24 protein-coding genes are annotated in these 25,330 nt (G+C 42.7%); 11 read left to right on the forward strand and 13 right to left on the reverse strand.

The window, feature by feature from the left end:
* Positions 1–147: 147 nt before the first annotated feature.
* The 3 genes from htpG to recR all read right to left on the reverse strand — a co-directional run bounded on the left by htpG (position 148) and on the right by recR (position 3,691).
* A complete protein-coding gene (htpG, locus tag Q4592_RS17665; RefSeq protein WP_303515616.1) occupies positions 148–2,058 on the reverse strand; it encodes a molecular chaperone HtpG in 1,911 nt (636 codons plus the stop codon).
* A gap of 324 nt (positions 2,059–2,382) precedes the next feature.
* Positions 2,383–2,937, reverse strand: coding sequence for a hypothetical protein (locus tag Q4592_RS17670; RefSeq protein WP_303515618.1), 555 nt, complete (start codon positions 2,935–2,937; stop codon positions 2,383–2,385).
* Between the two features lie 154 nt (positions 2,938–3,091).
* Positions 3,092–3,691 (reverse strand): recombination mediator RecR, encoded by a 600-nt coding sequence (gene recR / locus Q4592_RS17675; RefSeq protein ID WP_303515620.1) that lies wholly within the window; start codon positions 3,689–3,691, stop codon positions 3,092–3,094.
* A 197-nt stretch (positions 3,692–3,888) separates the two neighbouring features.
* On the opposite strand from recR, the gene Q4592_RS17680 reads away from it, so the two are divergent.
* On the forward strand, positions 3,889–5,118 hold the full coding sequence (locus tag Q4592_RS17680; protein ID WP_303515622.1) for a phosphatase PAP2 family protein: 1,230 nt from the start codon (positions 3,889–3,891) through the stop codon (positions 5,116–5,118).
* 55 nt (positions 5,119–5,173) lie between these two features.
* Positions 5,174–8,065 (forward strand): hypothetical protein, encoded by a 2,892-nt coding sequence (locus tag Q4592_RS17685; RefSeq protein WP_303515624.1) that lies wholly within the window; start codon positions 5,174–5,176, stop codon positions 8,063–8,065.
* A gap of 70 nt (positions 8,066–8,135) precedes the next feature.
* Here Q4592_RS17685 and Q4592_RS17690 read toward each other — a convergent pair whose 3' ends face one another.
* The gene (locus Q4592_RS17690; protein ID WP_303515626.1) at positions 8,136–9,242 is read right to left on the reverse strand and encodes a phosphoribosylaminoimidazolesuccinocarboxamide synthase; all 1,107 of its coding nucleotides are present in this window, start codon (positions 9,240–9,242) and stop codon (positions 8,136–8,138) included.
* A 311-nt stretch (positions 9,243–9,553) separates the two neighbouring features.
* Complete coding sequence (locus Q4592_RS17695) at positions 9,554–10,711, reverse strand: cupin domain-containing protein (RefSeq protein ID WP_303515627.1); 1,158 nt, start codon at positions 10,709–10,711, stop codon at positions 9,554–9,556.
* 141 nt (positions 10,712–10,852) lie between these two features.
* Between Q4592_RS17695 and Q4592_RS17700 the strand changes: the two genes are divergently transcribed.
* Positions 10,853–11,773 (forward strand): J domain-containing protein, encoded by a 921-nt coding sequence (locus tag Q4592_RS17700; protein ID WP_303515630.1) that lies wholly within the window; start codon positions 10,853–10,855, stop codon positions 11,771–11,773.
* Here Q4592_RS17700 and Q4592_RS17705 read toward each other — a convergent pair.
* Positions 11,757–11,939, reverse strand: a complete 183-nt coding sequence (locus Q4592_RS17705) for a hypothetical protein (RefSeq protein ID WP_303515632.1) — start codon at positions 11,937–11,939, stop codon at positions 11,757–11,759. The genes Q4592_RS17700 and Q4592_RS17705 overlap by 17 nt on opposite strands.
* A gap of 114 nt (positions 11,940–12,053) precedes the next feature.
* On the opposite strand from Q4592_RS17705, the gene Q4592_RS17710 reads away from it, so the two are divergent.
* The 4 genes from Q4592_RS17710 (at position 12,054) to Q4592_RS17725 (ending at position 14,546) form a co-directional block, all read left to right on the forward strand.
* On the forward strand, positions 12,054–12,992 hold the full coding sequence (locus tag Q4592_RS17710; protein WP_303515634.1) for a tRNA-(ms[2]io[6]A)-hydroxylase: 939 nt from the start codon (positions 12,054–12,056) through the stop codon (positions 12,990–12,992).
* Positions 12,993–13,076: 84 nt separating this feature from the next.
* On the forward strand, positions 13,077–13,649 hold the full coding sequence (locus tag Q4592_RS17715) for an LON peptidase substrate-binding domain-containing protein (RefSeq protein ID WP_137674718.1): 573 nt from the start codon (positions 13,077–13,079) through the stop codon (positions 13,647–13,649).
* A gap of 301 nt (positions 13,650–13,950) precedes the next feature.
* A complete protein-coding gene (locus Q4592_RS17720; RefSeq protein ID WP_137674717.1) occupies positions 13,951–14,178 on the forward strand; it encodes a hypothetical protein in 228 nt (75 codons plus the stop codon).
* 125 nt (positions 14,179–14,303) lie between these two features.
* Entirely contained in the window at positions 14,304–14,546 is a 243-nt protein-coding gene (locus Q4592_RS17725; RefSeq protein ID WP_137674716.1) for a DUF6482 family protein, read from the forward strand.
* A gap of 68 nt (positions 14,547–14,614) precedes the next feature.
* Here the strand turns inward: Q4592_RS17725 and msrA are convergent, their stop codons facing one another.
* The gene (gene msrA, locus Q4592_RS17730) at positions 14,615–15,250 is read right to left on the reverse strand and encodes a peptide-methionine (S)-S-oxide reductase MsrA (protein ID WP_303515639.1); all 636 of its coding nucleotides are present in this window, start codon (positions 15,248–15,250) and stop codon (positions 14,615–14,617) included.
* 43 nt (positions 15,251–15,293) lie between these two features.
* Positions 15,294–16,958, reverse strand: coding sequence for a glutamine--tRNA ligase (gene glnS, locus Q4592_RS17735; protein ID WP_303515642.1), 1,665 nt, complete (start codon positions 16,956–16,958; stop codon positions 15,294–15,296).
* 237 nt (positions 16,959–17,195) lie between these two features.
* Between glnS and Q4592_RS17740 the strand changes: the two genes are divergently transcribed.
* On the forward strand, positions 17,196–17,597 hold the full coding sequence (locus Q4592_RS17740) for a hypothetical protein (protein ID WP_303515644.1): 402 nt from the start codon (positions 17,196–17,198) through the stop codon (positions 17,595–17,597).
* A 26-nt stretch (positions 17,598–17,623) separates the two neighbouring features.
* Here Q4592_RS17740 and Q4592_RS17745 read toward each other — a convergent pair whose 3' ends face one another.
* Both Q4592_RS17745 and norR read right to left on the reverse strand, forming a co-directional pair.
* Positions 17,624–18,433: a fumarylacetoacetate hydrolase family protein gene (locus tag Q4592_RS17745; protein WP_303515646.1), complete on the reverse strand. Its 810-nt coding sequence runs from the start codon at positions 18,431–18,433 to the stop codon at positions 17,624–17,626.
* A 61-nt stretch (positions 18,434–18,494) separates the two neighbouring features.
* Positions 18,495–20,066 carry a nitric oxide reductase transcriptional regulator NorR gene (gene norR, locus Q4592_RS17750; RefSeq protein ID WP_303515647.1) on the reverse strand — a complete coding sequence of 524 codons (1,572 nt, stop codon included), beginning with the start codon at positions 20,064–20,066 and terminating at the stop codon, positions 18,495–18,497.
* A gap of 193 nt (positions 20,067–20,259) precedes the next feature.
* Here norR and Q4592_RS17755 point away from each other — a divergent pair, with 193 nt between their 5' ends.
* The 3 genes from Q4592_RS17755 (at position 20,260) to rhtB (ending at position 22,423) form a co-directional block, all read left to right on the forward strand.
* A complete protein-coding gene (locus Q4592_RS17755) occupies positions 20,260–20,529 on the forward strand; it encodes a hypothetical protein (RefSeq protein ID WP_303515649.1) in 270 nt (89 codons plus the stop codon).
* Entirely contained in the window at positions 20,530–21,729 is a 1,200-nt protein-coding gene (locus Q4592_RS17760) for an NnrS family protein (protein WP_303515651.1), read from the forward strand.
* Between the two features lie 76 nt (positions 21,730–21,805).
* On the forward strand, positions 21,806–22,423 hold the full coding sequence (gene rhtB / locus Q4592_RS17765; protein WP_303515653.1) for a homoserine/homoserine lactone efflux protein: 618 nt from the start codon (positions 21,806–21,808) through the stop codon (positions 22,421–22,423).
* Between the two features lie 154 nt (positions 22,424–22,577).
* On the opposite strand, the gene Q4592_RS17770 is transcribed toward rhtB, so the two are convergent.
* From Q4592_RS17770 to Q4592_RS17780, 3 genes are all read right to left on the reverse strand, one after another.
* A complete protein-coding gene (locus Q4592_RS17770; RefSeq protein ID WP_303515655.1) occupies positions 22,578–23,435 on the reverse strand; it encodes an NAD-dependent epimerase/dehydratase family protein in 858 nt (285 codons plus the stop codon).
* A gap of 223 nt (positions 23,436–23,658) precedes the next feature.
* Positions 23,659–24,666, reverse strand: coding sequence for a hypothetical protein (locus Q4592_RS17775; RefSeq protein ID WP_303515657.1), 1,008 nt, complete (start codon positions 24,664–24,666; stop codon positions 23,659–23,661).
* A gap of 92 nt (positions 24,667–24,758) precedes the next feature.
* The gene (locus tag Q4592_RS17780) at positions 24,759–25,217 is read right to left on the reverse strand and encodes an SMI1/KNR4 family protein (protein ID WP_303515660.1); all 459 of its coding nucleotides are present in this window, start codon (positions 25,215–25,217) and stop codon (positions 24,759–24,761) included.
* Positions 25,218–25,330: the final 113 nt, after the last annotated feature.

Genomic DNA, 25,330 nt, shown 5'->3' on the forward strand with positions numbered 1-25,330 from the left:
TTATCGCTTTAACTGTGAGCTTACACGCTGCCCTCACTGACAAGTGCTCGGATCAGTTTACTAGTTTGTATAATCATTCATCAATCAGCGACTTAAAATACAAAAAAGGCAGCACGTAGTGCTGCCTTTTTACCCTATAATTAGCGTTTAGGCTAATAGTTGGTTAATACGCTTAATAAACTCTGAAGGGTTTTCTAGGCTACCGCGCTCTGCCAAGGTTGCTTGATCAAACAATACATTAGCCCACTCAGCAAACTTCTCTTCATCTTGCTCGTCTGCTACGCGCTTAACTAAAGCATGCTGTGGGTTAAGCTCAAAAATGTACTTTTGCTCAGGAACATCTTGACCCACCGCTTGCATCAACTTCTGCATTTGGGTACTCATGTCGTTGTCATCAACCACAATACACGAAGGCGTGTCGGTTAAACGGTAAGTTAAACGTACATCTTTAACCTTGTCGCCTAAGCTTTCTTTAACACGGGTAACAAAGCTTGCGTATTCGCTTTCGTCTTGCTCTTTTTGCTTCTTAGTTTCTTCATCATCTAAGTCGCCTAAGTCCAAGTCACCTTTAGTCACAGAAACTAGCGTTTTACCTTCTGCTTCTGGCAAGTGGCTAATCAACCACTCATCTACACGGTCGTGCATAAGCAAAACTTCAATGCCTTTACGCTTGAAGATTTCTAGGTGCGGGCTGTTTGCTGCAGCGGCGTAACCATCGGCCGTTACGTAGTAAATCTTGTCTTGGCCTTCTTTCATGCGCTCGATGTAATCAGCGAATGAAACATTCTGTTCGGCGCTATCACTGTTAGTAGAGGCAAAGCGCAATAGCTTGGCGATTTGGTCTTTATTCGCCATGTCTTCTGCTGGGCCTTCTTTCAATACTTGGCCAAACTCAGCCCAGAATGATTGGTACTTCTCAGCATCATTTTTCGCCATGCGCTCAAGCATTGTTAGTACACGTTTGGTACATGCACTACGTAAATTAGCAGTGGTTTTGGTGTCTTGTAGAATTTCGCGAGAAACGTTAAGCGGTAAATCGTTTGAATCTAACACACCCTTAACGAAACGCATGTAACCCGGCATAAACTCGTCAGCGTCATCCATAATGAATACACGTTGTACATAAAGCTTAAGGCCGTGCTGGCGCTCGCGGTTCCACATATCAAATGGGGCTTTGCTCGGGATGTACAACAAGCTGGTGTAATCTTGCTTGCCTTCAACCTTATTGTGCGCCCAGCTTAGTGGATCGGCAAAGTCGTGAGAGATATGCTTGTAAAACTCGTTGTACTCTTCTTTAGAGATATCGTTTTTACCACGAGTCCATAAAGCAGTCGCTTTGTTAATCGCTTCCCATTCGCCAGGGATAGCTTCAACTTTTTCGCCTTCAGGGCCTTCAGACTCTGGAGTTTCATCTTTCCACATTTGTACTGGAATAGAGATATGATCAGAGTACTTAGTGATAATTGAGCGAACTTTCCAGCTATCTAGAAACTCTTGTTCGTCTTCGCGCAGGTGTAAAATAATGTCTGTGCCGCGACCTTCTTTAGTAATGTCGGCAACGGTGTAGTCACCCTCACCAGCACTTTCCCAACGCACGCCTTGGCTTGTTTCTGCGCCAGCTGCGCGTGTTTCTACTGTCACTTTATCGGCAACAATAAAGGCTGAATAGAAACCTACACCAAATTGACCAATCAGTTGTGAGTCTTTCGCGCTATCGCCGCTTAACTGACCAAAAAATTCTTTAGTACCTGATTTAGCAATCGTACCCAAATGCTCAATCACATCATCGCGTGTCATACCAATGCCGTTATCAGACAAGGTAATCGTTTTAGCATCTTGGTCAAAACTAACACGAACACGTAAATCACCGTCGTTTTCAAACAACGTGTTATCTTCTAATGCTCTGAAACGCAGTTTATCTGCGGCATCGGCGGCGTTAGACACCAACTCACGAAGGAAAATTTCTTTATTAGAATAAAGTGAGTGAATCATCAACTGCAGTAATTGTTTTACTTCAGTTTGAAAGCCATGTGTTTCTGCATGAGCTGCATCAGTCATCGAGTTATATCCTTGCTTTAAACATACTTCTTTAGTTGATAAACGATATGGGGGTTAGCAATTTTGATTTCAAGCAATGCACTAAAAAAAATAGAAATCAGTTGTGAGCCTAATAATCAAGAAGGTAATGATACTTGTTAGTTAACTGATTTAGTTACAGTCCCCAAGAGCGAAGAAGAGCGAACATTCGAAACCAGTGTCGTTTATCTGCATAACTATTGGTTTCACAGGAAGACCAAAGAGACTTGAGAGATAAGAAAGCTGGCATCTTGTAGCCAGCTTTAGAAGAAATAAAAATCTACGAACCTAGATTAAAGGTCGTAATTACTTTCCTAAACCTGAAAGTTCTTCAACTATGAGGCGTGAAATTAAATCTACATCTTTAGGCTCGTCCTCAGCGTCCCAGTTAAACATTGAGATTTCTAGGTTAACAGCTGCATCTTTAAAACCGCCGTACTTGGTCGTATAATTTGACTTGCCAAAGGTAGCTAATTGCCCGTGTTGACCATCGATTGTCACAGTGTGTGATATCTGCGGTTTGTTTAGAGCTTTTCCACCGTGATTAAACGTGCGCAAGTAAGCGATTTCTACGTTCATTTTGATTGAATCAACCGAGTCATCTGTAGCAAGCAGATTGTTTTCGGTAAGATGTTGTTGAAGACTTTTAACGAACTGCTGATTTAGCTCCGCTTCAGACACAAATGTAGATTCATCGTCACTAGCGCCTTGGCCTAAAGTCAACTTGACAGTTACTTCACCGAGAAGGTATTGAGTTTCACCCTTTTTGATTGGAGTTGGTTCAACATCATATGTATAAGGCGAACTAGCACAAGCTGATAAAAATAATGTAACTGTAATAAGTACTAACTTATTTAACATTCATAATTCCTTTTAATTATTTACCGTATTATCATAGTCAAAACATATTATTTTTATGTTTTTGACGCCGCTTAAACTAACACTTAATAACTAAAAAGTCAGAAAATTATCTGCGCAAACTAAAGGTCCCAATTGAGAGTCACGCACTATTTTATCAAAACGTTTGGCGGCCAATGAGCGAGTGAGACAACGTTGTTCCATCCACGCTATCTAATTCACCACCAAGCGGCACTCCATGGGCGATGCGCGATACTTTGACTTTATAGCGCTTTGCCATATCGGCGATGTAATAAGCAGTCGCCTCACCTTCTACAGTAGGGTTGGTTGCAAGTATCAATTCTGAAACATCTTCATTAGCTAAACGCCGTTCTAGCTTATCTAAATGCAGTTCACTGGGGCCAATGCCGTCTAATGGCGATAGATGGCCCATAAGCACAAAATAACTACCAAAAAACTGCGCGGTTTGTTCAATTGCAGCAACATCGGCTGGCGTTTCAACCACACAAATCACCCCTTTGCTGGTACGCTTTGGCGATTGGCAAATTGGGCATAAGTCTTCTTCTGCAAAATTTCGGCACACCTCACAGTGACCAACAGCATCCATCGCCTTCGTGAGATGTTCGGCTAATTGCAAACCATCTCGACGTTTTCTTTCTAACAAGTGAAACGCCATACGTTGCGCACTGCGGGGGCCAACCCCAGGTAAAACCTGCAGCGATTTAATCAGTTGGTCAATACTAGGGCTATATTTCATTAAACTTCCACTAAACTCTATTTAAGCGAGGCTAATGTAACAGTGTGATTTACAAAATTCATCTTAACTCAGCAAATATTTATGCGGTATTTAGTTAAGCTGTTTACTAGCCTAACAGCGGTAGCCTGCGTATTATAAAATGTGTAAAGCAGTATTGGTGATTACGGATTAATCACCAAATAAAACAAGGAAGAACAATGAAGCTTAAAACAAGCCTAGTTGCAGCCACCGTGCTCGCAACACTCAGTGCCAACTCTATGGCCGAAGAAACCTATGTCCAAATTGGTGATTACACTCAAATATTGCTGCCATTAGGCGGTTTAGCAGTGAGTTTAGTGAAAGAAGATTATGCCGGTAGCCTTCAGCTTACTAAGTCTTTTGCGACGACTATGGTATTTACCCACGGTATTAAATTTGCGGTAGATAAACGCAGACCTAATTTCACCACTAATAACTCCTTCCCTTCAGGGCACACCGCAGCAGCATTCAGCGGCGCGTCATTTTTTCAAACACGTTATGGCTCTGCATGGGGCGTTCCTGCTTATGCCTTAGCGGCTTACACAGGTTGGAGCCGAGTACATGGCGACAAGCACTATTGGGATGACGTGGTCGCCGGAGCCAGTATCGCCACCTTAAGTAACCTATTTTTCGTTAACCCTATTGATGAAGACATTCGCGTAAGCCCCATGGTTGACGGTGACGCGAAAGGTTTAAAAATATCCCTGTCTAATGGCTTTTTTGAAGGGGGGACACGTTCTAAAAAGCCGGCAACTACTTTTGATCCGCAATTCAAATTCGATTTTTTACTTGGCCCTACCCGCTTAAAATCAAATGATATCGGTAGTTTTGCCAACGACCAAAATATTGAATTTGGCCAAGAGGATACAATAACCACCGCCGCAGCGCGCTGGACCTGGTTTGCTAGCGACCAACATAGCTTTAGCTACCAGACTCAACCTTACGAAGCTCGTGACCAAGGTAAAGTAGAAGGTAGCACTGATGTTTATGCCCAATACCAAGTGTGGGATAACGCGGTAAACTGGCAATATGACCTACAACTAGACAAACAGTGGATTGCCAAAGCAGGTTTAGGCATATTAGTGCAATATGCCCAAGCATCACTTTATCCAGACTCTAGCTTTTCTAGCGAGCTTTCTGGCGAAGAAGAATGGCTATTTTATCCTTTAGTCAACGCCACTGTTGGTTACCACTTTACCCCAAGTGTAAACCTAGCCTTGGCCGGTGAGTACGGCAACAATGGAGACGGTGAAGTTGTATCTTCTGATTTAAGTGTAAATTATGCCTTTAACCAACGTTGGGACATTGGCGGTGGTTACAATTACTATAAGCGCGACCAAGACAATGCGAAAACCTTTAGAAAGGTTGAGTTTGACAGCATTTATCTACGACTAGGTTACGCATTTTAATGACTCGGGCGCATTAAGCGCCCAAATTTTTGAGCTTTAGCTAGCAAGGATGCCCGTGAGAACGCGTTTGAAATCTACATTACTGTTTAACTTATTAAGCATCATCGTTATTGCCAGCTTAGTAGCAATTAGCTTACCTTTTCTTTATAAGCAACACACTGCAGCAATTGAGGCAGAAGTTAACACCGCTCTCAGCTTATTTGAAATAAGCGCGCGTCGAGCGGTGAATACTCAAAACAAAAGCATTCTTACCGACTTAGCTCAGCAACTCCTTAAATCACCAAGCATTAACTACGTAAAAGTGACTGACCAAAGTTCTAAGCAATTAATGGCAGAGGCAGGTGAAGCGCGTAAATCAAACCAATCAGACGCCCAAAAAACCAATAAATTAGCCGCACAAGTTGATAACCAACAACGGCCAGCCAGTCAAATAAACCCTGTTGCTTGGGTAGAAATAGAGTTTGCCACTCCCAGTAGTGTTTACTATTGGCTTTACCCTCATCGCTTAGCGCTTATCAACCTAATTATTGCGATACTTTTAATACAGCTAGCCCTAAGCCTTATAGCTAGTATCCTGTTAAATAAGCACAAAATTCCTTCAAAAAATGATACCAAGATCCAAAAAGAGCCCAGTATGGGGGAGCAAAAGCCCTTAGTCACTAGCTCTAAAACTGCCTTAGAAATGGCCAATACTAAACTACAGAAAGAGCTCACTCGTACTAAATCTAAACACGAAAAAGATAAAACCAAGTTAAAGCAACTGGTTGAGTTATCTAGTCGAGCGAACAGTTTAAAACAAGCCTTGCTTGAACATGCTGACAATGCCACCTTCATTGTTGATGAGCATAATCACATCATTGAATCTAGTCCGATAGGCTTGGCATTTTTAGGAGTAGATAAAAATAAACTGGTTAAAATAAATCTAAATAATTATTTTCATACGGTAAACAATCAGGATCATGAGCCTGCTGATTTTATGGAGCTACTAGTATCCTTCCCCGAGAGTTTCTGTATGCTGGCAACAACCAAACAGAATCAACAAGCCTATGCAGCAACCCACGTAGCCTTACCTTTTAATGAAGACAGTCTTTATTTAGTTAGTCTGAGTCCGATCCCTGAGCATAAAAGCGACCTGGCGAGTAAGCAAAAACGTGAGCAACGCATTGAACAATTACAACTTGCTTCACTCTACACACCGTTAAAAGCAGGCTGTATAGAAGCCTTAAATCAGTTAAACAATGCTAGCCAATTAGCATTTTCACACACGCTTAATTGCCAAGCGTTAGACGCACAACTTCGCTTAAGTACTCTTATGAAGTGCTTACCTTGGGAACAAGCGCATAAAGCTGATATTGCCCTTCAAGCTAGCTCTATATTAGCCGAGTTAGAAAGTCATTTACTCACCTTCAGCCCTTTGTACAGGTCAAAAAGCTTGAGTTGGTCGTTAGTGGTGAGTCCTGAAGTAAAACAGCAGTATTTTGTCAACAGCGAACATTTAAGTGCCATTTTACATCTTCAGTTGTATTTAGTCTCTTTGTACCCAGAGGGCTCACAGGTGCTGTTTCAGCTTACTACTGAACAAGAGCAATTGGTGTTTACCATAGACAGCGAGAATGCGCCGGCTTTAAGCGAGTTACAACAATCAATCATTGGCTGCAGCGCTGCACTAACCAAGCAAGTTAATGCTAGGCAACAACAAAGCCAAGATACTTTGAGTTTAACCTTTGATTTTGCGCCCTTAAACGACCAAGTATTGTTTTCAGCTCAAGACAAGCCTCAAACAACCCAGTGCGTCGTCGCCTTGCCTGATCCGTTTGTTCAGCGTTGTCTTAGCCTGCAATTACAACTGCTAGGCGCAGAAGTAATAGAGCAAGCGCAATATAGTCAGCTAGATGATAGCCGCAAAGTGGTATACATCAGCACAGATGAACAATTGCCAACAGAGCTCGATGAGCTAAACCTTAACCAAATCAAAACTCTGCAACTACTTGAAGATGATTCTCAGATACAACAAACAAACCACTCTCATCTAACTTGCCTTAGGGCAAAAGCGAATAGCTACTTAATGGCCACGTTATCGTTGGAAGAAGAAAGCGAAGAACAGCAGAATCTTAGCGATATAGCTCAAGCAATTATTAAAGCTGAAGATCTAGAACTACAGACGACTAGAACAGACTTAAGCATAGCCTCATTTAGTCAGTCCAAACATGACTTTCAAGAGCTTAAAACAAGCCAACAGCAATTTAATTGGCAACACCGAGTATGGCAAGAAGCCTATAACCAGATAAAAAACTTGGACCAAGTGGACTACTTGCTGATTAAGGCTGAAGACCTTAACCCAAAACGTATTCAGCAAGTCAAACAGCGCAGTCAGCGCCCTTCTTTATTAGTAGTAACAGATACAGAGTCAAATTCAGCACTATTAGTAGAGCAACTTCAAGGCGTAAGTTACTACCCCTTAGTTAGCCCTCTCACTCAGCAACAGTTAGTAAATGCAATTCAACTCGATCAACAATTTGGTCAGGGCTTTGAATCAATCTGCGATGATGAGCAGTTATTACATACTCACCAGCTTTCTGAGTTTAATTACTTAAGCCTGATCAAATCATTGAGTGAGCTAAATTCCAATGACCTAAAGGGCACAGATTGCGCTACATTGACCAATAAAACGGGTGCTAGCTTGGCTCAACATAGTTTCAAAGAAAGCTACTTAAATGAGTTGTATCGGGTATTTACTATTGAAACCAAAAATAGAGCGAGCCTAATCAATGGCTATGTTGGAGAACAGCGCTGGCCTGAAGTACAACAACATATAAACCATATTGCGCGCGATGCAGGGAAGTTTTCTTTGGCGCCACTTGAGAAAAGCTTGAATGAGCTAAACCAGGCCTGTATTCAACAAAATGAATCAGCAGTTAAAGATGCCTTAAGCAGTTTAGTCAGTTAGCGTGAACTTACGGAAATTTCGTTAAGTAGAGCAGAAAAGAACAAGGCATATTTGCCTTGTTCTTTTTTATTTAGTCGGCGATTAAGTCGTAGTCTCGACGGAGAATATCCACCACCTCTTGTTTAGGGTTATCACCCATAACAATTTTTGAGCCAGTGATCTTCTCAGCAATACCAATATAGGTGCTAGAGATTTTCATCAGCACTTCCACCGGTAAGTTGTTATCACGAGCCAATGCTTCACGTTCAGGCATACGATTTTTGTTTAACAAAATATCTGGATCAGGGAAGTAGCTAAGCAAGGTTTGGCGGAAATCTTCTTTCGAGTTTTCAACCACTTTACCTTGGCGGTACTGCGGGCCATCCCAAATGCGCGATGAATCAGGTGTACCCACTTCATCCATGTAAATTAGCTTATCGTTACCCTGCGCATCGGTGACATAACCAAACTCAAATTTAGTATCAACAAACACTTGGTCTATATCACTTAACGCTTGGCTAATAACATCAAAACCTTGCTTTAATAGGTTCTCGTATACGTCGATATCAGAGGCCGAAGTAAACTTGAAGGCTGCAAAGTTATCTTCAATATTGTTGCGAGTTACGTTCACATCATCAGCTTCAGGTACACCAGGAATATCTTTTAGGATGCCTTTAGTAGAAGGAGTAATGAGCAACTCAGGCATCTTTTGGTCACGCTTTAACCCTTCTGGTAAATCAATACCACAAAAGTTACGTTCGCCTTTATCGTAAGCTCGCCACATAGAACCGGTAATGTATTGGCGACAAATGGCTTCAATCATTACCGGACGGGCTTTTTGTACAATCCATACGAAAGGATGAGGAATGTCTAGAATGTGGCTATCGGCTAAGCCCTGCTCTTTGAACAACTTAAACCAGTGATTAGATATCGCATTCAAGGCTGCGCCTTTACCGGGAACGCCTTTTAGGCCGTCTTCACCATGCCAAATGCAGTCAAAGGCAGAGATACGATCGCTTATCACCATAATGGCTAACGGTGTATCAGCCGCTACGTTATAGCCTTTTTCTTTAATGAGTCGTTTGCTGTCGGCTTCGGTTAGCCAATACACCGAGCGTACTTTACCGCTATGTACTGGGCTGTCGGTGCGAATGGGTAAATCATTATTCACTGCTAATACTTTATCAGCAAGACTCATGGTAAACAGTCCTATATTTAAAGCGAAAAATCAGCAAATTATGATTGCTTACATGCTGATTTAACGGGGAACATTCATTTGCTGAGGGATTTTACCAGAAAGTATCACAACTGCTAGCCATTCCCCCGTTCATACAGCAATTCCTTACTGCAATAGCTTTTAGTACCCTTGGTTTCAGAAACCAAGGGATGTTTAAAGCTTTTTGCATTGGCGAATACACGTGTAACAGCGAAAAAACGTAAACTTAAACGGCAGCATCGCTCTTGCTGCCAGTTTGTTCCTACCTTGTTAGCGTTATAACTGTTTGCAAATTACTCGTCGCATTGCCCATCAAAATACCAGTAACCCGCATTAACTAAATCGATAAGCCAATCGAGTTGTTTACTGTCTTCATCAAAGGCACGCAAAGAATAACTATCCACAACCGACTTATCACACATCGTTTTAGCTAATGCCCACGAGCAATTAGGTATTGCATAAGCTTGGCCATCAACAAATATTTGATAAGGCAGTACATCCAGATAAAGCGCCTTAATACCTGCGCAGCGAGTTAAAGCAATGCCTTGCTCCATGCAGGCATGTAATTCTGAGTAACTTAGTTCATCTTCGCTACCGCTCAGTACCACAATATCTGAGCTATGGGCGTTTTCGCTTAGGTGCTCACCCAAAAACTGCGCAGTGGCTTCTGGCGAATTAAGTAATCCTAGCATTAACTTATTTAACGCTAAGCTGTCGTTTTCGGGGATCCGTCCAAACTCTTGAGTCGCAGTGCGTTTCGGGTCAGCAAAACGCTTAGAGCTTAAGTCATGACGTAATAGATAGTCAGCAAATCCTGACAATAAATCTTTAGCATTAGGCGCTCTAAAGCCAATAGAGTAATTAATGGCCGGTTCAACTGCATAACCTTCATGCGGGCAACCTGGTGGAATATAAAGTACGTCACCAGGCTCTAGAATGACATCAATCTCAGCGTCAAAAGCTTCACAGTGTTTAAGTTTGGCATGAGGAGCAAACTCTTTAAGCATTTGCTTTTTACCCACTCGCCAATGGCGCTTGCCCTCGCCTTGAATAATAAAAACGCAATACTGGTCGATATGCGGTCCCACCCCGCCTTCCGGCGTTGAATAAGACACCATTACATCATCAAAACGCCAGTTAGGAATAAACTGAAATGCCTCAGCCAGTTTCGCCACCTCAGGGTGCCAATGGTCAACCCCCTGCACTAACAAAGAGCTGTGAGAATCACCGAGCAGATCAAAGTTTTCAAAAGGGCCTAATTCAGCTTGCCACTGCTGGCCCCTACAGGTTACCAAGCGCGACTGAATTTCAGGCTCCATTGCCAATCCAGCCAATTCTTCAGCAGTTAATGGATCAATAAATGCCTGCATCCCTTGTTTAAGTAAACATGGCTGTTGCTGCCAATAATTGGCCATAAAATCTTCAATATTAAACGCGACTTGATATTGCATGCACTTTACCTCTTGTTAAGCAGCACGATTGTACCCGATAAAGGCACCAAAGTTTGCATTGCTTAACAGTGATTAATTAAGACAAAAGCATTAAAAGTTTGTATGCTTATTCACAGAAATACAGGGAAAGTTACACGCACCATGACTACGCATTTTAAGCTTTTTGATCTTCATGAAGATGCTACAGAAGAACAAATAAAATCTCGTTACAAACAACTTGCCTCACGCTGCCACCCAGATAAAGGCGGCTCTGCTGAGTTGATGGTGATGATTAAAAATAGCTATCAAAAACTCATGATTGGAGAAGGCTCTCTAGCAATAAATCAACCACTAGATAGCAGTAACAAACAAGTTTTAGCGCTAAAGAAAACCATCCACCAGCAGCAATTTTATATTCAAAAGCTCAGTGTAGCCGTTGCTAAAAAAGCTCAACAAAAAGAAACCAAACAATTACAAAAAGTAGTATTTCCTGCGGTAACCAGTGTGTTGCTGATCGCGATTATGATTTTGGCATCTAATTGGTATCAAAGTGAAAAAAAGCTAAACGCAATGATTAACCAACAACCTGCACCATCAATCATAACGCCAGCACCAGTGTTGCCAGTCCCCAATTCGCTCAACCCCGAACAAGGGTATAAAACTTGGGAGCTAAAACAAAAACTGCGTTTAACCAGCGCTAGGCAGCAATACTTAGAGTCTGATTTAGCCACTAGTTTAGAGGTGATTCAAGGATTGCTGCTTAATAGTAATACCGAACAACTAAGTATTCAGCAGCAACAGTTTTTACTTCAGCAGAATATTGCCTTAGTTCCCGCGCCTCCCCTCATTGCCGTAAACACATTTGAAGCGTTGCTTAATGAACTACAGACTGAACAAACAGAGCAAGGAATTGAGCAAGAACCCATTGAAGAGCAGGCGTTATACAATGTTTTAGACAAAGACCCCGAGCTTGCCTCAGACCAAGCAACGAGCCTAAATGTTAGCTCTCAGGACGATGAAGCAGTATTTATTGAGGAAGATACCGAACAACCAAGCAGTGAAGAGGTTAAACCGGATTCTTAATTAACTGATAAGCCTCTAATTTAGCTTGTTCATTTTGTTCTTTAATTAACGCGATTTGCTTTTCTAAGGCGTTTTTCTTTTCGCCGCAAGGTAGTTTTCTACATAAACTACTTAACTGTTCTAGTGGGGCTAGCAGTTGGTCAAACTGTTGGCTAATGTGTTCCATAACACCATCTCATCTTTTAAGAAGCGTTAAGTGTACGCATCAAGTACTTGAAAACAAGCCTCCAAATGGGTGAAACTGCGCGAAGTGACAGAAAACGGACTCTTTTTTACCACTATGCCATATAGCTCGCTACTCGCACCGATCAACCAGTTCTTATTTTGCTCAACTCCTCAAGCTTGGATAGAGCAAGCTCGTAAACCCGAGAACCTCAGTTTACTGCTTACCGACCATGCAAATGCTGAATGGAAAGCAGCTGCTACTGCTAGCAAACTGATCAGTAAATACGTAACAAATAGCGCGCCCGAGTTACAGCAAGAGCTAAAAAACCTACTCGCGCCCTACGAGTACCTAATATTTAGAGCAGGAAAATGGTCTGTTGAAGGTTTTAAGCAGTGGTTTTTTCCTCAAGGCATTCGGCAAGCGAGTAAAGAACAACAAGATTTAGCGCACGCCACACTAAACATAATGACGAGGTGCTACATACTACCTTTATTAGTAGAGCAATTGAGCCAAGAGCTAAACCTTAACAACCGCAGCATGGCAAACCAATATTCAGCACTAAACCGAGATAGCCAGCGCGAGGTAAACGCGGGCTTAAGCGCTTTTCAAGCTCAATTAATAGAAAAAATGCGGCTACTGATTAGAGAAGAGTTACATCATTTCGAACAAGTCTGCGCAATAATGAACAGCCACCAAGTGTCTTATAAAAATATCAGTGCGGGCGGTTACGCAAAAGCCTTAATTCGCCAAGTACGCCACTTTGAGCCACAAGCATTAGCCGATAAACTTATCGTTGGTGCATATATAGAAGCCCGTTCATGTGAGCGTTTCGCCTTATTAGCGCCCCACTTACCCCAAGACATAGGTAAGTTTTATCAATCCTTGCTTCGCTCAGAAGCCAGACATTATCAAGATTACCTAAGTTTAGCCGCCAGTGTTCTCCCGCAAGAGCAACTAGAATCTCGTATACAGCAAATCGGCCAAGCAGAGGCTGAGCTTATACAACAAACAGATCCTACTTTTCGCTTTCACAGCGGCATTCCTATCAGCTAATATTGATAAAGCACCATCAACATTGATCAACTACCGATTTACTCACGTAGTTAAATACATAGTTTGATTAAGATAAGGTGACCTATGCGATTACCCTTGTTTCCATTAGATCTACTGGTACTGCCTGGTGGCTTAAGCCAGCTAAGAATTTTTGAGCCTCGTTATTTACGTCTGGTGTCTATCGCCAGTGAGGAAGCCAAAGGCTTTGTGCTATGCCAACCCAGTAATGAAGACTTCCCTCAATTCAACATTGGTGTGCATTGCATAATTGAAGATTTTGAGCAGCTTGAAGATGGCATGTTAGGCATAACAATTAGAGGCTTAGAGCGCGTCGAACTCAGCGATACTAATCAAGCCGATGACAAACTCTATAGTGCGCTAACAAAAAACAAACCTGCTTGGTCACTTGAACAAGCAAATCCTATTGAAGATGATCTCAGTGAGAAATTACAGCAAGTTTTAGTGCAACACAGCTTGTACGAACAACACCCCGATTTTTTTGCCTACGACGACGAAAGTTGGGTGGTATCACGATGGTTAGAGTTACTGCCGTTTTCTAGCAATGCAAAGAACCAAATTTTAAACGAAGACGACTTTAATACCCTAGATAACTTAGTACATCAACTAGTGTCTGAAATAACAATAGATGCTAGGTAACTGAAATATATAGCGATTACATCTTGACCAATTAATCGCTAAGTTTAATGTCAAATTTCAGCACTAAAAACTTATATTTAACTCAAAAAAGTCATATTTATCGTATTTTGCGAACTTTTACACAGTCTTGTAATCAAAAGTGCTTTAAGATGGCTTTGTCATGGATGATGATTAAGGAGCAGTAGTTAAATGCCGTACAGCGGCGTCCAATTGCACTACTGCCCTAATACCCTTGGAACATTAAATATCTAGTAGTTTGAAAGTGAGTGATCTGCGACCCTGACTTTCTTAAAGGTGATTCATGAGATATAAAGCAAAAATAAGCGCAGCAATAACACAAGCACTACCGCTGATCCAAACCGCCACTTCTGATGAAGCCGTATTATGGAACATCGAAAAAGAGCGAGACATGTTATGCATGGAATTTACCTCAAACTTGAGTTTTGAGAATTTAGAGGCCGGTTTTAAACAAGCCGCTGAAAAATTAGGCATAAGCTGCCCAATTAGTATCTTAAAGTTACGCCGCTAGCTTAGAAATCTTGGGGGTGGATTTACCCTCCCCCAGTTCTCTCTTCCTTTATTATCCTGCCCACTCATCTATTTTGATCTTTACTACGTATTCACTATTAAGTGCAATCACGGTTAGGAAACAAAATGGAACTCGTTATTAATTCTCACGAAGGCGATATTTACCTAGTTTGCGAGCAGAACCTTAACCCTGCTCAGAGCAAGAGCCATCCAAAACGATTTAACAGCCTTTCAAGCGTTAAACAGCACTACCAGCAACAGCATCCAGATAAAGTGTGGTTAATACACCATTCCGCGTACGACGAAATGTGCGGATTACCTAGCAGTCATTCAGAAATGAAAATTGAACTCGATTGGTCAAAGCATTAATCCGGTTTTGTTAAAGATAAACCAACAAAAAAGCAGCCCGTAGGCTGCTTTTTTACCTTAAAGGCTAGTTAGTCTTGTAACCAAGGCGGTAAACAAACACCTAAGCCACCTAGTCCGCAATAGCCGTTAGGGTTTTTATGTAAGTACTGCTGGTGATTAAGTTCGGCATAGTAAAACACCTCAAAATCAACTATCTCAGTGCTAATCGCTCGCGCTAACCCTTCGCCCTGCAAGGCTTTCTGGTAGGCCTGTTGAGCCTGCATTGCAAGACTGGCTTGCTCACGATTACTCGCAAAAATCATTGAGCGGTATTGAGTACCAACATCGCCGCCTTGACGCATTCCTTGAGTAGGATCATGCTGCTCAAAAAAGCACGCTAACAACTGCTGATAACTAATCACACTAGGGTCGTATACGACTTTTACCGCTTCGGTGTGACCGGTAAGGCCGGTGCACACTTCCTCGTAACTGGGATTAGCGGTGTAACCACCTGCATATCCTACCGCGGTAGATACCACACCATTTTGCTGCCAAAACAAACGCTCTGCGCCCCAAAAGCAGCCTAATCCAAAGTAAGCGGTTGTTAAGCCGGCAGCCGCTTGCAAATAGTTACTGCCGTTTACCGCATGAACGCCATCAAGAATAATCGCAGTATCGCGACCTACTAATGCGTCTTGCTCACTTACCATGTCCGTTTTGCTCATCGATACAACTCCATTAATCTCGATAAAGGCGGTAACTGACTATCTAGTCGCCTATTTTTGCCCAAGTATCACGCAAACCCACAGTACGGTTAAATACTAGCTTTTCTGGGCTTGAATCTTGGCTGTCTGCACAGAAGTAACCTTGGCGCTCAAACTGATGCGCATGCTCTGCTTTCGCAGTCACTAAGCTAGGTTCAACAAAACCTTGTTTAACCACTAAAGATTCAGGGTTAAGCACTTGGGTAAAGTCTTCTTCAGCAGCTGGGTTAGGTACTGTGAACAAACGATCGTACAAACGAATTTCAGCAGGCTTGGCATGGTCAGCTGATACCCAGTGAATAACGCCTTTAGGTTTGCGACCGTCTTCAGGGTTTTTACCCAAGGTGGTGTCGTCGTAAGTACAGTAAACCGTAGTTACATTGCCATTTTCATCTTTGTCGCAACGCTCAGCTTTAATCATATAGGCGTTACGTAAGCGAACTTCTTTACCAATTACCAAGCGTTTAAACTTCTTGTTAGCTTCTTCACGGAAGTCTTCTGCTTCAATGTAAAGTTCACGACTGAACGGTACATCACGCTCGCCCATGTCTTCACTTGGGTGAAGCGGTGCACTTAGTTGCTCTACTTTATCCGCAGGGTAGTTTTCGATAACCACTTTAATCGGATCTAATACCGCCATAGCACGTGGTGCATTGGCATTTAAGTCTTCACGAATACAGGCTTCTAACATTGGCATTTCTACCATGTTTTCCATTTTGGTCACGCCAATACGCTTACAAAACTCAACAATAGAACCAGCGGTATAACCACGGCGGCGTAAACCGGCAATGGTTAACATACGTGGGTCATTCCAACCATTTACATGGCCATCGGTGACCAAGGTATTTAACTTGCGCTTAGACATAACCGTGTATTCAAGGTTTAAGCGTGAAAACTCATATTGATGCGGTACCGTATCAATGGTGATGTTTTCTAATACCCAGTCGTATAAACGGCGGTTATCTTGAAACTCTAAGGTACACAAAGAATGAGTAATGCCTTCGATAGCATCAGAAATACAGTGAGTAAAATCGTACATTGGGTAAATGCACCACTTGTCACCGGTTTGGTGATGATGAGCAAAACGAATACGATAAATCACTGGGTCACGCATACACATGAACGAAGAACTCATGTCTATTTTAGCGCGTAACGAACACTCACCTTCTTTAAACTCGCCCGCTCGCATTTTCTCGAACAAGGCTAAATTTTCTTCTACTGAGGTATCTCGGTAAGGGCTATTTTTACCCGGTTGGCTTAAGGTGCCACGATACTCGCGAGACTCTTCTGCATTTAAGAAACATACAAACGCCAAACCTTTCTCAATCAGCTCTACTGCATAAGCGTGTAGCTGATCAAAATAATTTGATGAATAACACACCTCATCGTTCCACTCAAAGCCCAGCCATTTAACGTCTTGCTGAATCGAGTTAACGTAATCAATGTCTTCTTTTTCTGGGTTGGTGTCGTCAAAGCGTAGGTTACATGCACCCTGGTAGTCTTGAGCAATTCCAAAATTTAAACAAATCGACTTAGCATGGCCGATGTGTAAATAGCCGTTTGGCTCAGGAGGAAAACGTGTATGCACACTTGTATGTTTTCCCGATTGAAGATCTTCATCAATAATATGACGAATGAAATTGCTAGGGCGATTGTCCGCCTCACTCATACCAGCCTACCTATATATACCGAATATCTAATTTAATCCCGTATAATCACTGATTATTCAGCTCAGCACAAGCAACCATCAATCAAGCGTTGAAAAGATAGCCTACCGGCACTTAAGCTCAGCCGTTTTCCTTACCACTTTAGCCTTACAACAGCCCTAACAAATGGCAGTTTTGTAGTTATGTAGTTATGGTTTATATTTCTAGAAGGCTATTGTTGATAATTAAGGGAATAAAATATGCGTATATTAAGCGTTGCATTTGGATTGCTGTTATTAGTGGCTTGTTCCAGCACTCCCACTTGGGATGGTATGTCGGAATCTGAAATCGCAGCTTGGAAAGAAATAGGCGTAAATGTAGAACAAGTTCAAACCTATGTGCGAGCAGGAATGAGTCAGCCACAAGTAAAAGAGTTTATTGATCAGAAATTTACTGACCCTGCTCAAATTACTTCTTGGGGGCAAACCTTTACTGCCATTGATGCTAGAGGCTGGATAGATTCTGGTTTCGATTTAACCGCCGCTAAAGACTGGGCCGCTAACAAATTTAGCTTTGAAGAAGCCGCTGCTTGGGCTTCAGCAGACTTCGACTTAGACGGCGCCAAGAAAAACCGAGATAAAGGCTTAACCCCGGTTAAGTAAACACAAGCTGTAAACCACGCTGGTGCTTACTTGATGTGAGTGAGCACCTCGCCCAAACCTTCAATACTCACACTAACCTTATCGCCACTTTTTAATGCTTGAGTTCGCCCAGGCGTCCCCGTAAAAATCACATCCCAAGGCTGCAAAGTAAGGTATTGGCTAATATAGCTAACAATATCCTCAACCGAATGAATCATATTGCTGCTTGATTCTTGCTGAACCACTTTATCGTTGAGCGTAGTCGTCACAGTAAAGGTGTTTTCTCCACTTACCGTGGTTAACCAAGGAGATATTGGTGCAAAACCATTAGCGCCTTTGGCTCTCCACCATTGCAAATCTTGCCCCTGCCAAGAGCGCTCAGTGAGATCGTTGCCAGCGGTATAGGCAAATATGCAATTGCTAGCCTGTTGCTTAGTCACTTTTGCACATGGTTTGCCTATCACCACCACGAGTTCACCTTCAAAATGTACGTTATTAGCATCAGCTGGTAATTCTAGCTCGCCACCAATGCTCAACGAGCTAGCTGATTTATAAAATATCTCAGGTTTACTAGCGCCAGCATTACCGGCATGGCTGCGGTAGTTCAAACCGACAGCAAATACCGTGGCAGACTCAACCGGCAATACAAACTCAGCCTTGTTAACAGGCGTAGAGTTAGCCTTTATCTCACCACCCGCTAACGGCGAGTCACTTAAGTGATGCAGTATTTCTCCCTTACGCTCTACCCAAACTACACCGTCATCGGTGTTGATTCGCGCATATTGGGCGGCTTGCAGCCCTGCACTCACCAGCAAACTCGCAGTCACAACGACTAGTCCATTAAATAAAGGCCTCATATACATTCCCTTGCTTAACTACTGTTTAATAACAATAGTACGCAACACACCATGTTAAAGATTAACGGCTAATCACTTTGCTCACAGTTAAGCCTAAACGTTTCGCTAAGCGGTTTAAGTTGGCTCTGTCGGTCGATAACTCGCGCGCTGCCGCTGCCCAACTGCCACCATGCTTTTCAAGAGTATTTGCAATAATGTCACGCTGATAGTTGTCTGTAGCTTCACGCAGGCTTAGCCCTTGGCTCGTTATTGCGTGGCTCACTGCAATGGGTTCCGCCGCAACATATTCACTAGGCGCTAACTCGCCGCAATCGTCTATGCTTATGCGCACTATTTCTTGGCGTTGCTGGCGAGACCTTGCTTTTAAAGCTGCGCGGCTAATAAGGTGCTCTAATTCTCGCACATTGCCGGGCCAATCATATTGATTAAGATAACTCACCAAATCGGCTTGCAGTTTTAACTGGCCAATTCCTAATTTACGTTTAAGTACTTCTACAAAGTAACCCGCTAGAAGCTGTACATCACCTGCGCGTAAACGCAAAGCGGGTACCGTAACTGGATACACCGTTAAGCGATGATACAAATCTGCTCTAAAGCGCCCTTGTTCTACTTCCTCAGCTAAATCTCGATTGGTGGCGGCAATCACTCGTACATCTACTGTTTGGATCTTGTCTTGGCCAAGCGCTTGAATCTCTTTATTTTGCAGTACCCGCAGCAACTTACTTTGCGCCGCTAAAGGTAACTCGCCAATCTCATCTAAAAAAATGGTGCCACCGTCCGCTACGCTAAACTTACCGGCTCTGGTTTTATCCGCGCCAGTAAATGCGCCTTTTACATGGCCAAACAACTCACTTTCAATTAAGTTCTCGGGCAAGGCCGCACAGTTAACGTGAACAATAGGTGCTTTAAATCGACCCGATTGCATATGAAGAGAACGCGCAACCAGCTCTTTACCCACCCCTGTTTCACCTTGTATTAAGATAGTAAAATCAGACGGCGCGACTAAAGCTATCTCTTGTTTTAAGCGCTGCATCTCTGGGCTTTCGCCAATCAGTTCTTCACTGGCGGTTTGCCAGGCTGCTTGGTTTAATTCTTCTAATACTTGCTGTGAATGATGTGCTTGCTGCTCTAGTAAATCTAGGGTGAGCGCGGTATTTAAACTGGCAGCCGCCATCGCCGAAATCACTTCTAAAGTGCGACTTGGTATATCGTCAAATACTTTGGGTGTGAAGCTATCTAACGTAAGCACGCCAATCAGCTTATGGTCGAAATACAAAGGCAAGCCCATGCACGCATGCACCGGTAAATCACCCTCGCGATCAATTAACAAACCATCATAGGGATCGGGTAAATCGCTATCGGCAGGGAAACGTACCGGCGTATTGGAGCTGCATATTTGCTGAAAGCGAGGATGTTCCGATAAAACGAACCGCCGACCTAAAGTATCACGACTCAAACCTTGCAAAGTTAAAGGGCTAAGTACTTCGCCGCGTAAAGCTAAAAGAGCCACCGCGTCACAGCTAATGGTTTTGCGTACAGTGTCTAATAAACGATCAAAGCGATCTTTAGTACTAAGGCTTTGGGCTAAATCTAAAGCCAGTTCAATCAGTGCCTTTGAAGAAATGTCTGACATATCACCTCCGTCATTTAAATTCAAAGTAGTCTAATTGACACTTTTTATCAAGAAGTCATATTGACACCATCCACAAAAATCGCCCCACTAAGCCCCATTGAACCTGGCCTTAAACGTTTGGCACAGCGTTTGCTATTTCTAAAACAACAGTGAAGAACCTAAAGTTCGCCACTACTTAAAAGAGGAAAGCACAATGACCGTATTCCCATTACTAGTAAGCTCCGCTTACACTCAAACAGCAAAACAATACATGCGCTGCGTAGTAGGTGGTAACTGGCTAATGTTGCTTTCACTCAGCATTATCATTTCATCCATTGTTATCTCCTACCCTTTAGCACAAAGCTTTTCTATTCCAATGCAAATTACAGCTCACATCTCTACCATTGTTTTTGCTGGCATTTTAAAAGTAGGTTACGTGCTACGCTGTGTAGGATTAAACGAACTAGGCCAAGAGGTATTATAAGTGATTAAAATTGGTGAGCCGAACGCCACAGACCAAGCCCAACATTGGCATCAGCAAGCTATTTTAGAGCTCGCCTTTAGACCGTTCTTTTTACTGGCCACATTAAGCTCTGCTATTAGTATTGGTTTATGGATCCTGTTACTAAATGGCAATATGTTAATAGGTAGCCAAGGCTTAAGCCCACATGTTTGGCACGCTCATGAAATGCTAATTGGCTTTGGCACAACGGTAGCGGTGGGGTTTATTTTAACCGCCGTACAAACCTGGACTGGCCAGCCCAGTATTAAGGGCAAGGCATTAGCAGGCTTAGTATTGTTGTGGTGCTTGGCGCGTATCGGGTTTTATATAAACGACGCCAACAGCGCAATAGCCGCTACTGCACTGCAAGGTATTTGGTGGCTAAGTGTTGTTGTGATTTACAGTAAGTTAGTCTTTAAAGCGCAAAACCGCCGCAATTACATATTCATCGCTTTACTCAGCGTAATGACCTTAATCAACCTCGGTATGTTAGTTGCCGATTTAAACGGTAACAGCGCCCTCGCCTTACATTTAAGCCGCACTATGGTATTACTCTTCACCATAATGATGGCCTTGGTAGGCGGCAGAGTTATTCCTTTCTTCACGGTGCGCGGAGCAAAAACTGAAGCCATTGAATGCCCAGCTTGGGTGAACCAACTAGTGGGCCCATTTGCCATTGCCACGGTGCTTGTATTTATTAGTGACTACTTCACCGCTACCTTTGGCATAGTGCCAATAGCCCTGATGGTTTTAGGTTTGTTGCACCTACTGCGCCTAGCTTACTGGCGCTCGATAAAAACGGTAAAAGTGCCTTTGTTATGGTCATTGCACTTATCCTACCTACTCATGGCACTAGGCTTAATATTACTCGGCGCCAGTTACTACTTACCGCAACTTACTTTTAGCAACGCCCTTCACCTCATTACCATTGGCGCCATAGGTTTAATGATCTTCGCCATGATGAGCCGTGTATCTTTAGGCCACACAGGCAGAACATTAGTGATAAAACCGGTGATTACACTGGCGTTTTTGCTATTGATGGCTGCGACCTTATTTAGAACATTTATGGCGATTACAGACCCACTTCAAGCTTGGAACATAAGTGCAGGGCTTTGGATTAGCGCTAACGTGCTGTTTTTGGTGGTGTACGTACCCATTTTGAGTAGTAAAAGACAAAGCTAAGGTAACAAAGGCTAGACGAACTCAGGGTAATTCTGCGATATTGGGTTAATCACCTAGCAATACCAAGGAATTACCAATGTTGTTTAGCGTTTGGCTTACGTTTGTTGCCGCTTGCATTGTATTTAGTTTATCGCCCGGCGCGGGCGCAGTGGCTACCATTAGCCACTCTTTAAGCGGCGGCTTCAAACAAGCCTGTAAGAACATTGCAGGCTTGCAGCTAGCACTAATAGGCCATGTGCTTATTGTATCTGTTGGTTTAGGTGCCCTGCTGGCGTCTTCAGCACTGGCATTCACCATCATTAAGTATCTAGGTGCCGCCTACCTACTCTACTTGGGCATTACTAAGTTTTTTGAGAAAAGCCAAACCTTTAGCACCGAGCCACAAGCAAAAAAAAGCAGCTCTCAGTTAGTTAAACAAGGCTTCATTGTTAACCTAATGAACCCAAAATCTATCATCTTTCTCGCGGCATTTTTGCCTCAGTTTATAAGCCCGAACAGTGACCTTTCTAGCCAGTACTTAATATTAGGTTTCACCGTAGTACTGATCGATTGTGCAGTCATGTTTAGTTACGCCACCTTAGCTAGCGCGGCTAAACCTTGGTTAGGTAAAGCTAAGTTTATGGCGCTACAAAATCGCATATTTGGTTCGCTATTTATAATGATGGGTGTAGCACTAGCACGTGTAGAACGTTAATAGAATTTGCTAAGTAGCGAGTCATCAAGACAAAGTACTTAGCATTGTTACTCATTAATATGCAGAGGCTTAACTCAATCAAAAAAGACGTTTGAAGACGTCTTTTTATTTAGCTGCTAAACCCAGTTAATACCGCCAGCCAATGCAAAAACAATTACAATTCGGAAAGGATATTCTGGTGAGTCGGCGTCCAGCCTAGTTCCCTTTTTATCTTATCTGCGTTCATACATTGATCTAATGTTGGCCCTAAAGCCCAAGCGCCATTTTCAGCAACCACCTCATCAACAGAACGCACTAATACCTCGGCTGGTAATCGACATTTTCTTATATACGAGTGAGCAATATCTCCCACTGTTACCGCTTGTTCTCCACACACATTGTATGACATGCCTGACCTACCATTTTCTAAAACAAGCCTATAGGCTGATGCAAGATCATCTGTATGAACTACCGGCCAGCGAGTGTCGAGCGAGCCCCATACTTCTACTTGGCCATTCTGGGGAACAAAGCTAGACAACACCCCAGCCTCTTTAGCGTAAACCACTGCTGGGTGAATAATATTGGTATGTAAACTAGGCGCGTTCAAAACTAAAGAACTATTTTCAATCATCCAACTAAAGCTAGATATTGGCTTAAATGGGCTCTGCTCTGTGGCTGCAATATCCCCTGTTTCCCCGTATAGCCAAACACCCCCGGTGTAGATAAATCGCGTTATTCCGCCCTTAATATTAGCTTGGGCGATTAGTTCATTAACCACTCGCAAATCAATGTTTACCATATCTTCACAAAATGTTGCGGCGGCATGAATAACGGCATCAACCCTATGAATAGCGGTCGACCATAACTGAGGCTCACGTAAGTCACCCCGCAAAACTTCTGCACCTTTAGCGGTAATGGTCTGCGCTGCATAATCAGACCGCGCCAATGCAAGCACCGAACACCCATGCTGTAATAGCTCGGTCAATATCGCACTGCCAATGGTTCCCGTTGCCCCAAGTAGTAAAACCTTCATTTGCAATCTCCTTTTGAAAAACACCAAGGTAAGACCTCAAGCTAGCTTTAGGTCAAGAGATTGTGTTGTGGTTTATTGGAATAAAGTTCTATTACCTAGACTAAGGCAAAGCTGCTCAATCAAGAGCGGGTGCAAACTATTTCAACAGAGAGTTGCGGGTAACCAAGCGTGCAGGGCTCCATACCAAATATGTCGAGTGTAACGCGCCACCTTAATTTTTTTGTTATATGAAGTTGCAATGCTTCTCGATGAACTCTAGTGGATTACACACTACTGTCGAACAATCCACGTATGCGAAGCACGCTTTAGCCTTTTTGATAAAGTTTATGTCACCTGAAATCAAGAAACTTACCCCCAAAGCTGACACCGCATGTTGCATATCATTATTTGAAGCATTAAAACGATCTTTACCCTTTTTGGTTTTGGTTTTGGTAAAATCATCAGCGTGATAATCAGCCCAATTCATTAGACTATATGCACGAGCTACGGCAGTTTTCGGTGTGTCCTCGAAGTAATCTGCAAGATCAAAACTACTATTTTCCAATTTAAACGTCGCTTCAATAGCATGTACCACACCCTTTACATCAAGACTTTTTACCTCCAAGGCTCTAATGTCCGGCATATCTCTAAATTGCTGAGGCCCTAATTGTTGCTCACTAGCAATATCAGGTGCTTTCAACGAGGACGATTTTGCTCTTAACTCATCCAGTTGACTCTGCATATTTATGAAATAACTTCTTAACGGTTCATCAAGTTTTTCGATGTCAATCGAAGCCAATTGCGTTTCACAATTAGAAATTAAAGCGCCCAAGTTCACCTTTAACTTTTCGTTGATTTCGGAAAAACTTTCATCAATCGGCAACCCCGAAATTTTACGAGAAGATAACTGACTAACCTCCATTAGAGCAGTGATACCGAGGTCTGCATTTGATTGTTTGTTTTCTAGGTGTGCGCACCATATGTTTTCTGGTTCTTGGTTGCTAAGTGTACGTTGTAATGGCTCAATATATTTAGCATCTAGCTCAGCTAAAGTATCGATATGTTCTTGGCGATATTCAGCCTTTGGAATTTGTAGAATTTCATCAAGAGTAATATGAGAATAAACGACCGATATTTGTTCAGAGTTAAGAACATGTTTAAGCAGTCTGAATAGGTCATTTTGAGACTCATCTATTTTACGTTGACGTAAATCACTCAATGTATTTTGATCCAAATAGATCAGGAAACCCATTGACTACCTCCATTTATATAACGCCTCAATAATCGGCGCAGCTTTGCTGCGTTCGGCGCCGAAGGCGCGCAGTTGATTGACTTGTTATACCTTTACCTTTCATCTGGCTTCAACATGGCCAGAAGCTCTGTAAAAGAATTAGCTACGGGGAATATTGCCTCATCAGCTTCGAACTCGTGAAACCAGAATACTACCTTTGGATTGTCTTTGCTCTCTGAGTAATCAAGGCAAAGATAATCACCACCCCCGCCTATAACAATAGGAAGATACTGCTTTGCGACACCATGAATTCTTCTTAGGGTTGAAAGTGACTCAATTACATTCTCTCCACTTTCTAGAGGATCAAGAGTGAGTAATGCTCCAAACCCTATACCCCAAGGTGAGCCTTCAACATCAATAGTTAAGCAATCATTTTTAGGTTGCCCACCATGATAGTGTTTAACGCACTCGACATAATCTTCAGGCAGGTTGAACTGAATGATCTTCGAGACACCATCAATCAGCTCATCTCTTAAAGGAGAGTGATCCTCTTCGTATATTTTCCAGTCCATAATGAAACTCGATTAGGTATAGACATAATGATCTCCGGTGAAAGTGCCGACCTCCTGCGTTTATCGTGGGTTAGTCAAACTAGAGCCACACTGTTAGATGCAAAGTCATAACA

Origin of the sequence: Agarivorans sp. 1_MG-2023 (assembly GCF_030548385.1) — a bacterium.
Taxonomy (GTDB): Bacteria; Pseudomonadota; Gammaproteobacteria; order Enterobacterales; family Celerinatantimonadaceae; genus Agarivorans.